Below are 9,010 nucleotides of genomic sequence, written 5' to 3'. Positions count from 1 at the left end.
GACCCATGGTCGGCGAGCGCAGCGGGCCGTTGGCGGAAACATTCCGCCGACCATGGGTCGGCGCTACCGCAGGTCCCGTTGACCCGCCGGGTGGAAGGAGCCCCTGAGTCAGGGGCGGCCGCGAAGCGGCGGGGTGTGGGTGCTGGTGAGACGGGGCCCACGGTTTGCGCAGCAAAGCGTGGGAGCGGCAGCGCGAATGCGATGACGTGGACCCGTGCCATGGATGGCACGAAACGAGGCCCGCATGGATGCGGCCTTTGCCGTCCCCCGCCAACCCACCCCGCCCCACCTGCACGCAGCCCTACAGCCCTTGACGTTGCCTCGCCGGAAGGTTTCCGCCAACGGCCCGCTGCGCTCGCCGACCATGGGTCGGCGCTACCGATCCGCATGCCCCGACAGGTTCCGAGACCGCCATGGACCTGTCGAAGGTGGGGCGGGATGGGTTGGCGGGGGCGTTGAGCGCCATGGATGGCGCGAAACGAGGCCTGCATGGATGCGGCCCTTGCCGTCCCCCGCCAACCTGTCCCGCCCCACCTGCACGCAGCCCTGCAGCCTTTGACGTCGCCTTTGACGTCGCTGTCGCCGTTGCCGTTGCCGTTGCCGTTGCCGTTGCCTCGAGCGGGCGCCGGGCCGCAGGCCCGGCCATCGCCCCCCCTTACAGTGCGGGGTTCAACGTATACGTGCCATGCAACGTGGCTTCCGCCAGCACGTGACCCTGCATCGCACGATGCAGGTCGCCTGCCGTGAACGGCGTCGGAAGGTCAAGCGTCGCAACATCCAGGGCGAACACTCTGAAGAAGTAGCGATGCAGGCGCTTATCATTGAACGGCGGATACGGGCCGTCGTAGCCCAGATAGGCACCGGCCATGTCCGGGTTGCCGGCAAACCAGCCGGTGAAATCGTTGAGTCCCTGCCGACTACCGGCCGGGCCGGCCGGATCGGCCTTGCCCTTCACCACGAAGCCGTCGCTGCAGCTGCCTGCGGCCAGTTCGCGCACGTCGGGCGCGATATCCGCCATCACCCAGTGCACGAAATCGCAGCGCGGCTGGTCGCGCGGAATGGTCATGTCCGTGCGGCCGACCGTGTCCGGCACGGTCGGCACGTCCGGATCCACGCAGACCAGGGCAAACGAACGGACGCCGTCCGGCACCTCGCTCCATGCCAGATGCGGATTGCGGTCCGGGGCGAACCCCTGCGCGTCGCCGGCGGCGAATTCGCGGTCGATCGGTGCGCCGTCGCGCAGGCTGTTGCTGCTCAGTTTCATGGTCTGTGCCCTCACGCTTCCGGATAACCCAAACGAACCGCAACCGGCGTCAGCAGCTCGATGGCCGATGACATCGCCTCGCGGTACGCACGCCAGTGACCGCTGGGCAGACGCGGCGGGCCGATGTGCTGGGCCGTCGGCAGCTCGGCGCCGAACACCCCGCTGAGCAAGGCGGCCATCGCGCGCGGATCGTTCTGTACCTCGTCGATGCGCACCAGCACGTGCGGGTAGAGATCCTGCTCGTTCAGCAGTGCGACCTGGGTCAGCGAGCGGGCCAGCCATTCGGCCGCCTCGGCCAGGCTGGGCAGGCCGATCTGCGCGGCCGAACCGTACGCGATCCAGTCCAGCAGCATGTCGCGCGGATCACGCAGCACGACCAACAACCGCCCCTGCGGCAGCGCCGGGCGCATCGCCCACAGAAGGGCGTTGTCCCAGAACGGCAGCCAGTCAATCACGGTGTCGTTGGCCAGCCCGCGGGCGGGCAGCAGTTCGCGCCAGCGCGCCACCAGTGCGTCCGGCTCCAGTGCACCACTCGCCAGTTCCTGCAGGGTGTTGTAGTTCTGGAAGGGGTCGCCCGGCGGGGTCGGACCGAACCGATCGATGCGCACCAAGGGCGTGGCGGCAGTCAGCGCGCTCATGACACGCTCCGCGCCGGCACCCGGGGCGCCCCACATGAACATCGGGCGCGACGCGATGTCCGCCGCCACTTCACCCAGTGCGGGCCAGCTGGACGGCGACTTGGCCTGCGGCGGCAAGGGCAGGCGGTAGCTCAGCAATTCTGCGTGCAGGTCCAGCCAGACCCGCAGTGCCTCCTGCGGACGACCGGCACGATCATGCACTTCGCCCAGCCAGGTACGCAGGTCCAGCCGCTGGCCGCCTTCGGCCTTATCGACGAGCGCCTGTACGCGCGCGGCCGCCGCGTCGGGATCCCGCTGCACCAAGCCATCCACCAAGCGGGTCTCGCCGCTGATGCGGCCCGGTTCCAACGCTACGATGCGCTCGGCCATCGCTTCGGCGGCGTCGTGCTCACCGCGCATGTCATGCAGGCGCATCCGCGTCTCCATCGCCTGCACGTGCACAGGCATGGCAGCAAGCCAGCGATCACCGACCGCAACGGCACCTTCGCTGCCGACCGCTTCCACCGACAGGCGCGCCAACCACAGGTTGTGCAGCTGATCGTTGTCGACCAGCACGGCGTCCAGCTCGGTGCGTGCTTCCTCATCGCGGCCCAGGCGCTGCCAGGCACCCAGCAGCAGCTGCAGCAGCTTGGGGTCACCCGCGTTTTCGGCCAGACGCGGACGCAGGTGCTCGAGTGCCTGCAGGGGTTGACCGGACTGCAGCGCCAGCTGTGCGGCGAACCGGCGCATGGCGATGCTGTCCTGGCCCGGCTGCGCGAGCGCCTGGTCGACGATCTCCGCCGCCGCCGCTGGATTCTCCTGTCGCAGTGCCAGTTGCACCAGCAGACCGTGCAATGCGGTCAATGCGGGATTGAGCGCCAGCACCCGGCGGAAGGCCTGCTCGGCGAAGGCCAGCATGTCCTTGCCCATGTAAGCGAAACCCAACGCGTACAGGATGCGCGGATCGTCAGGCAACGCTCGGCTGGCGGTGGTCAGCTGGGCCAGCGCCTCGTCAAGGGCACCACGGCGCAGCGCGACCATGCCGCGCAGGGCAGCCACGTCCGGGCTGTCTTCGTCCACGCGTGCGGCCAGCCGAACCTGCTGGTCCGCCGCGTTTACATCGTTGCGCGCCAACGCGAGATGCGCCTGCATCAGATACGCGGACAACTCGTTGGGATTGGCACCGCTGCTGCGTGACAGCGCGGCCTGCGCGTCGTCGAACTGGTGCATCGCCAACAGCAGGCCGGCATTCTGCAGGTGCAGGTCGGCATCATCCGGCGCCAGGTTCAAACCCGTCTGCATGCTGGCAGCGGCGGCCTGCAGGTTGCCCTGCTGCTGCAGCGCCAGAGCGTGCCAGCGATGGGCCTGCGCCTCGCGCGGCTCGGCAACGGCCCATGCACTGGCCAGCTGCACGGCCTGGTCGGCGTCCTGGCGACGCAGGGCTTGGAGGATCTGATCTTGCATGGCGGGTCCGGCTGGAGAGCAATCCCGCATTGTAACGGCCCCGGTCGCGCATGGCCGGAGCGCCGTGGCGGATCCCACCACGCCCTGCCGCAGGAGGCGTCCACCCCCACCGCATGCCGTCAGACCGGCAGCGCGGCCTGTGCCAGGTGCTGGGCGACCCAGCGTTCGGAGAACCCGTCACCGCGCCAGTTTTCCAGGAACCCGCAATGTCCGCCCCACTCGGCGGTTTCCAGGCGCGCCGAACGCGGCAGGTGCCAGTCGTTGAAGGTAACGAAGGGAATCACCGGATCGTCCTTGGCCATCAGGATATCGGCCGGCACCTGCAGGCCCGCCAAGCGTTCGCCCGCGATCGAGTAGCCGTCGAAGTACGCCTGCAGTGACCCGTAATCGGTGTGGTGCTCCACCAGCCAGGCGGTCAGCGCGCGTATATCCAGCCGCAGCACGCGCTCGTCCCAGTCGCTCAGGTCCGGATACAGATCCCGCTTGCGACGCAGTGATCCGGCCCATTTGCGGCGGAAGTACCAGTCATACATCGCCGGACCGTTTTCGATGCTGTCCATGGTCAGGCCAGGATCCAGCACGGGACACACCGACGCGATGCGCTGCAGCGGAATACCAGCATCCGGCGCGCGCAGGGCCAGCCGCAGCACGAAATTGCCGCCCAACGAATAGCCCGCTGCAACGAGCGGAAGATCCGGCCAGCGGCGGGCGATGTCCGCTGCGGCACAGACCACTTCCTCGATGCGGTTGGAGTGGAAGATGCCCGGATTGAGATGATGGGTGTTGCCGTGGTCGCGGAAGTTGAGCCGCACCACATCGAAGCCCTCGGCCAGCATGCGGGCTGCCGTCATGCGCATGTAACTGGACTCGGCACTGCCTTCCCAGCCATGCAGCAGCAGCGCCATGCCCCGTGCCGGGCGGCCCTCGATCGTGCTGTGCCAGGCCTGCAGGCGGACGCCCTCGCCCGCGTCGACGATCAGCTCTTCATGACGCGCACCGGTAGCGGCCAGCAGTTCCTGGCCACGGCGCAGGCGCAGTTTGCTGGAGCTGAGCATCGATTGCAGGTGCGCGTTGCGCAGCCAGCGCGGCGGCTGGTAATCGGCCGCAGTCAGCAGTCCCGGCGGACCGGGATCGAACGACAGCGCGGGCGCGGGAACGGACACCGTCGGCTCAGGCGCCGCCCATCGCAGCAAGGATTCGTGCACGCGATGTCTCGGCGATGCGGCGTCGGCCTTCGATGTCCTGGCTGCGGATCGGCTCAAGGAAATGCACTTCAGCGCGGCGCGCCGGCTCGCCCAGCAGGCGCAGGAAGTTGGCGAAGAAGCTTTCGCGCGCGCCAAAGGCCACGATGGTCTGTGCACTACCACCGGCGCCGTAACGCAGGGCCACCGGCTGCACCGGCACCCCGGTTTCCACCGCTGCCTGGAAGATGCGTGCATGGAACGGGCCCACGTCGTGGCCGCCGCGCGTGCGTCCTTCAGGGAACACGCCCACCCCCTTGCCTTCGCGCAGGCGTACGACCATCTGCTGCATCACCCCATCCAGCGATTCGGTGCTGCCGCGCTGGTGGAAAATGGTCTGCCCACGTCCCGCCAACCAGCCCACCACCGGCCAGCCGGCGATTTCGCGCTTGGCGACGAAGCCCATCATGCGCTGGCTGTGCAGTGCGCAGATGTCGATCCAGCTGACATGATTGGCGACGAACAGCACCGCACCGCGCAAGGGCTGGCCGATGCGCACCAGGCGAAAGCCGAAGATCCACATCAGGCCGGCCGACCACCAGTTGACCACTTTGTAGGCCAACGGCTCCTGGCCGATGCGCAGCTCGCCCCACGGCGGCAGCATGCCGACCAGGATCAGCGGCAGGAAAACAAGCAGATGGACCAGCAGCAGCGGAACGCGGTACAGGTAACGGCACGCACGCGCCACGCCGCCACGTGAGGCCGGAGTGGGGGAATTCATGCGGGAACGATACCCGAGCGCCGCAGTGGCTGCCAGCGCGATGTGGCCAAACGCATTGCGCGAGCTGGCCATTGGCGGGCAACGGTGTGTTGCAGTATGCGGTGGGCACCGATGTGGCAGCTCTTCCGGCAGCACCCGCGCACCCGCGCCCCCGCGACCGGCGCCCTGCGGTAGAGCCGACTTCAGTCGGCTGGCGACAACCACAAACCGCAGCGTCTTGGTAGAGCCGACTTCAGTCGGCTGACAGCAACCACAACCGCAGCGCCCTGGTAGAGCCGACTTCAGTCGGCTGGCAGCAACCGCTACCGCAACCGCAGCCGACTGAAGTCGGCTCTACCAAGTGCAGTCCCGCCCCACCGGCAACGTGCGTCCAGTTCAGGGCAACCGCAGCGGCAACGTCCAACCAAGTGCAGTCCCACGCCACCGGCAACGTGCGTCCAGTCCAGGCCAACCGCAACGGCAACGTGCAACCAAGTGCAGTCCCACGCCACCGGCAACATGCGTCCAGTCCAGGGCAACCGCAACGGCAACGTGCGACCAAGTGCAGCCCTTCGCCGTCAGCGCCGTGCAACCTCGCGCGGCACAATGCGAACGCCGCCTGCGATATCCGGTGCGATGCCTCAGCCGTGACCGGCAGCGACCACGGCCAGCGTCAGCCGCGAGGTGCAGACCAGGCGGCCCTGTTCGTCTTCGATGCGGATGTCCCAGATCTGCGTGCTGCGGCCGACATGGGTGGCGCGTGCGGTCCCGGTCACCACGCCCTCGCGCTTGGCGCGGACATGGTTGGCGTTGATCTCCAGCCCGACGCAGACCTGCTGGGCATTGTCCACGCACAGGTTGCCGGCGCTGCTGCCCAGCGTTTCGGCCAGCACCACCGACGCGCCGCCGTGCAGGATCCCGTAAGGCTGGTGGGTGCGTGCGTCCACCGGCATGGTGGCCTGCAGCCAGTCATCGCCTACCGCAGTGAATACGATGCCCAACTGCTGGATCACCGTGTTGGCGCTGAGCGAATTGAGCGTTTCCAGCACAACCGGCTGGCGGAAAATGGATGACATGCTGCTCTCCAGTCAGAGAATGGGCACCAGGCCGGCACCGAAGGCGGTGAGCATGCGGACCAGCAGCAGCTTGGGGCCGACATTCACTTCCGGGAAGTCACCGACCGCCGTATAGCAGGAGCGGAAGTCCGGATGCTGCCGCGGCAGCGGTTCGGGACAGTCCGGGCCCGGCTGGAACTCGTAATCGGTGGCATAGCGCCACGGCCAGAAGTCCAGGATCGGTAACGCTTCGGATGCCTTGCCCATGCTGTAGTTCAATCCGGACAGCACCGGCGGCTTGCTGCGCGGTGCCACGGTCCAGGAATTCTGGGGATCGATATCACGCAGGATGCTGTCAGCCAGCCGCTTTGCGAACACCGGATCGTCGATGATCACCGCGCCTTCGGTGTTGTAGTTTTCACTGCGCGGATCGAAGTTATGCGTGCCGATCACGCCGATCCGGCGGTCGACCACCAAGGACTTCGCGTGCAGCCCCATGCGGGCACCGGATCGCGTTACCGGCAGCGGTCGGTTGACCGCCCGGCTGCCCAGGAAGGAGGGCCGGGTTTCGGTACGCAGCAGGTCGCGCTCCACTTCGCTGCCCGATGCGCGACGGCGTTCGCGGGCATTCTGGTAAGCACTGCCGGTGCGCGGATTGCTGCGCGCTGTCGGTGTCTCGACGACCGGGCCGGCACCTGTCCCCTCGCCGGCATCGGCCGAGCGGGTGCTGCCACCACCACTGCCGGGCGGGCGCGCGTTGCTGCCTGCCGCGCTGCCGCCGAGCATGCTGCCGCGCCGCCCCTCCGGGTAGTCCCCGGCGATCGGATCGGACATCAGGTTGCGGTAGTCCACCGGGGCATCCAGCGGAAACGGTTTGAACTCGAAGATGTTGAAGCCCAGCTCGCGCATGTTGCGGCGCTTGTACTTGTAGGACAGCGCGTAGACGATCGGGTTGTCGGTAGCGGCCAGGCTGTTCGTCGACACCAGCACGCGCGGTGGATCAGGCTGCTGGCGCAGATCAGCGAACAGCTTGCGGGCCGGCTTGGACAGCACCAGGTACGGCGTCTGCAGCAGCACTTCCGACTGCGCCTCGGCGATCAGCCGATCCAGCTGTGGCTCGGTGACGTGCTGGCCGTTGCGGGGATGCTCGGGGTTTTCGCGGCGGTGCTTGCGCGGCAGGTCGGCGACGTACCGCACCGATGCCACCGGCAATGCGGTATCGACGAAGCTGCGGGTGATCCACGCGGTGTCGGTGGCCTCGGCGATGACGCGCTGCACGCGCTCCGGTCGCCGGTAGTCGGCCGGCGGCATCTGCGGTGGGCCGCTGTCGAGCAGGATCCGCCCGACGTCATTCAGGCGCTCGGCCGGCACGCTGCGCGGCGCGAGCCAGAACGCCTCGAAGTTGGCCGCCATGGTCCGCGCCTCCGGGCCCGCCACCAGCACGTCGCGGTCACGGAAGTTGTACTCCGCATCCCAGTCGTAATAGTCGTCCTGGTAGTTGCGTCCCCCGACCACACCGATGGCGTCGTCGATCACCAGCAGCTTGTTGTGCATGCGCTGGTTGAAGCGCCGGAAGCAGCACAGCACGCTGCCGGCGTAGTCGAAGTAATTCAGCCGGGCCTTGCCGAAGGCCGGGTTGTAGACGCGGAGTTCGAAGTTCTGGTGCGCCGAGGACAGCGCGCCGAGGATCTGCAGATCGGAAATGGCCGAGAGCTGGTCGATCAGCAGGCGCACCTTCACGCCGCGGCGGCTGGCGGCCAGCAGCTCGTCAAGGACCAGCCGCGCGCTGTCGTCCTTGTCGAAGATATAGGTCTGCAGGTCGATGCTGCGGGTGGCGCTGCGCAGCAGGTTCAGCCGGGCGACCAGGGCTTCTTCGCCCTCATCGAGGATGGTGGCGTAGTGGCGGGGCTGGCCGGGCGCGGATTCGCTGAACGCCCGTCCGGCCAGCGCGCGCAGCGGAGATTCCTGCGCGCAACGGTCGGCCTGGTCGCACTCGACGACGGTGGAGCGTGCCTGCACGGCGATGTTGGCCGCACGCGCGCGCTCGCTGTTGGACAGCGACGCACAGCCGCCGACCAGCAACAGCGTTGCCAGCGCCATCAGGCGCAGCATCAGATTCACGGTTCAGGCACCCCGGTCAGGCGCGCGCGCAGTACGAAGGTCACTCGATCACTCAGGGCAAACTGCCAGTTATCCATGCCGTAACGGCCTCGCAGGACAGTCCCACGGCTCACAACGTCGCAATCATAGCCGGGTCTGGCGCATTCCGCTTTCTCCACCCGCAGCACTTCCGGGTGGCTGACCCCCCGCAGCATCAGGCGTCCCTGGATGTCACCGCCCTGGTCGACCCGCGCCGGGTCATAGGGCAGCGAGTCGAACTCCACGACCGGGTGGCGCTCGGCATCGAAAAAGTCGGGCCCCCGCATCCAGCCGGTGTAGCGGACCTTGCCGGGTATCTCCACCGTGCGGGTGAACATCTTCAGGTGGACCTGGTGGCGCCCATCGGACAGCACCTCAATACGCCCTTCAAACTGCGGGAAATTGCCTTCGATGCGCTGGCCGAGGCGGCTGCGCACCTCGAAGCCCAGCTGGGATCGGGCCGTGTCCAGGTACATCGGCGCGCGGTGGGTCACCTTCACCGCAGGCAGCGCCGACGGCTGCGCCGCCAA

General features: G+C 67.9%; 7 protein-coding genes. All 7 read right to left on the bottom strand.

Features of this window, described 5'->3' with window-relative positions; translation table 11 throughout:
* Window positions 1–655: 655 nt before the first annotated feature.
* The 7 genes from IFT58_RS13965 to IFT58_RS13935 all read right to left on the bottom strand — a co-directional run bounded on the left by IFT58_RS13965 (window position 656) and on the right by IFT58_RS13935 (window position 8,956).
* The gene (locus tag IFT58_RS13965; RefSeq protein WP_192095572.1) at window positions 656–1,264 is read right to left on the bottom strand and encodes a YbhB/YbcL family Raf kinase inhibitor-like protein; all 609 of its coding nucleotides are present in this window, start codon (window positions 1,262–1,264) and stop codon (window positions 656–658) included.
* Window positions 1,265–1,275: 11 nt separating this feature from the next.
* Entirely contained in the window at window positions 1,276–3,345 is a 2,070-nt protein-coding gene (locus IFT58_RS13960; RefSeq protein ID WP_192095570.1) for a tetratricopeptide repeat protein, read from the bottom strand.
* 119 nt (window positions 3,346–3,464) lie between these two features.
* Complete coding sequence (locus IFT58_RS13955) at window positions 3,465–4,400, bottom strand: alpha/beta fold hydrolase (protein ID WP_192095587.1); 936 nt, start codon at window positions 4,398–4,400, stop codon at window positions 3,465–3,467.
* 115 nt (window positions 4,401–4,515) lie between these two features.
* A complete protein-coding gene (locus IFT58_RS13950) occupies window positions 4,516–5,307 on the bottom strand; it encodes a lysophospholipid acyltransferase family protein (protein ID WP_188325645.1) in 792 nt (263 codons plus the stop codon).
* 620 nt (window positions 5,308–5,927) lie between these two features.
* A complete protein-coding gene (locus IFT58_RS13945; protein WP_188325644.1) occupies window positions 5,928–6,362 on the bottom strand; it encodes a hotdog fold thioesterase in 435 nt (144 codons plus the stop codon).
* A gap of 12 nt (window positions 6,363–6,374) precedes the next feature.
* Window positions 6,375–8,462, bottom strand: coding sequence for a phospholipase D-like domain-containing protein (locus IFT58_RS13940; RefSeq protein WP_192095568.1), 2,088 nt, complete (start codon window positions 8,460–8,462; stop codon window positions 6,375–6,377).
* Window positions 8,459–8,956, bottom strand: a complete 498-nt coding sequence (locus tag IFT58_RS13935; protein ID WP_249405219.1) for a YceI family protein — start codon at window positions 8,954–8,956, stop codon at window positions 8,459–8,461. Before IFT58_RS13935 ends, IFT58_RS13940 begins: the two co-directional genes overlap by 4 nt.
* Window positions 8,957–9,010: the final 54 nt, after the last annotated feature.

The sequence above is a fragment of the Stenotrophomonas sp. CFBP 13718 genome (assembly GCF_014842145.1).
Classification (GTDB): Bacteria; Pseudomonadota; Gammaproteobacteria; order Xanthomonadales; family Xanthomonadaceae; genus Stenotrophomonas.
Note: the sequence above shows the minus strand (reverse complement) of the source record. Positions and strands in the feature narration are given on the sequence as shown.

Coding starts and splice junctions, on each gene's coding strand:
- IFT58_RS13955 (WP_192095587.1), bottom strand. CDS start 4,400: ATGCTCAGCTCCAGCAAACTGCGCCTGCGCCGTGGCCAGGAACTGCTG.
- IFT58_RS13950 (WP_188325645.1), bottom strand. CDS start 5,307: ATGAATTCCCCCACTCCGGCCTCACGTGGCGGCGTGGCGCGTGCGTGC.
- IFT58_RS13945 (WP_188325644.1), bottom strand. CDS start 6,362: ATGTCATCCATTTTCCGCCAGCCGGTTGTGCTGGAAACGCTCAATTCG.
- IFT58_RS13965 (WP_192095572.1), bottom strand. CDS start 1,264: ATGAAACTGAGCAGCAACAGCCTGCGCGACGGCGCACCGATCGACCGC.
- IFT58_RS13935 (WP_249405219.1), bottom strand. CDS start 8,956: ATGTACCTGGACACGGCCCGATCCCAGCTGGGCTTCGAGGTGCGCAGC.
- IFT58_RS13960 (WP_192095570.1), bottom strand. CDS start 3,345: ATGCAAGATCAGATCCTCCAAGCCCTGCGTCGCCAGGACGCCGACCAG.